This window comes from Paenibacillus sp. 7541, assembly GCF_002276395.1.
In the GTDB taxonomy this organism is placed as follows: domain Bacteria; phylum Bacillota; class Bacilli; order Paenibacillales; family Paenibacillaceae; genus Paenibacillus_AQ; species Paenibacillus_AQ campinasensis.
Genome location: NZ_NQLZ01000019.1, coordinates 1 through 1217 on the forward strand (window position 1 = coordinate 1; position 1217 = coordinate 1217).

General features: G+C 50.4%; 1 protein-coding gene. It reads left to right on the plus strand.

The genetic code is table 11. From position 1 onward, the window contains the following. Window positions 1-1141: IS1182 family transposase (locus CHH75_RS12675; protein ID WP_095398344.1), on the plus strand; the 1141-nt coding region annotated here is incomplete at its 5' end. Between the last annotated feature and the right edge of the window lie 76 nt (window positions 1142-1217).

The window sequence follows — 1217 nt, forward strand, 5'->3', positions numbered from 1 at the left end:
GAATGCCAACCGCTATACGTTTGTCTGGGGGAAATCCGTTGTCAAGCAACAGGCGAAACTTGAGGAGAAAGTAAAATCGCTCTTCACCGAGATTGAGGAGCAGGAACTGCTGGAAGAAGCGGCTCATGCGGGCGAGGATCTGGCTGAACTGGGCGAGTCCAACGAACTGACCAGCGCTAAGCTGGAGAAGGCCGTTGCGAAATTGGAGCAAAAGCTACAACATGAACCGAAAAACAAACCAGTGAAGAAAGCCGTCCGCCTTCTGCGCAAGGATCTACTTCCCCGCAAGCATAAGTATGAGCTTCAACGGAAACTGCTGGGCGACCGTAACAGCTACAGTAAGACTGACCCGGATGCAACCTTCATGCGAATGAAAGAAGACCATATGCGAAACGGCCAACTTAAGCCAGGATACAATGTTCAGATCGGTACGGAAAACCAATTTATCGTCGGCTACTCCTTGCACCAACGACCGACGGACACGCGCTGCCTCATTCCCCATCTAGAGAAAGTAAAAGAAATGTTGGGTAAGTTGCCGAAGACCATCATTGCGGACGCTGGTTACGGCAGCGAAGAAAATTACGCGCGCTTGGAGCAGGAAGATTGCGAGGCGCTTGTCAAATATAACACCTTTCATAAAGGAAATTCGAAGAAGTGGAAGCAAGACATCAGCAAGATCGACAACTGGACTTACCAGCAGGAGTCCGATACTTGGTTGTGTCCGAATGGCCGCACGCTCCACTTCCTGCGAGAGCGCAAGAAAAAGAACGAAAGCGGATATGAGCAACAGGTACGCCATTATCGGAGTGCTGACTGTGAGGGCTGTCCATTCAGAGAAAGATGCAGTAAAACGAACAGGAACCGAGAGATCGAGGTGAGCATGACCTTTCTTCGCTACAAGGCAGAAGCAAGAAAGAAGCTTCGGAGCGAGGAAGGACGAGAGTTATCCATCCGGCGCATGATTGAGGTTGAGAGTGTGTTCGGACAAATGAAAAACAACCGAGGATTCCGGCGATTCCTGCTTCGAGGCTTGCCGAAAGTGAGCACGGAGGTAGGGTGGCTTTCGCTTGCCCACAATCTGCTCAAGCGAGCGACATTGAGTCAAAAAATTGAAAACGGCCGGTCAGGAATAGACTCCTGACCGGCCGTTTTTCAATGTCTAAAGCAGGGATTACTGATTCGTACGTTCTTTAACCCCCCTTTTGAGACAGCCTCCT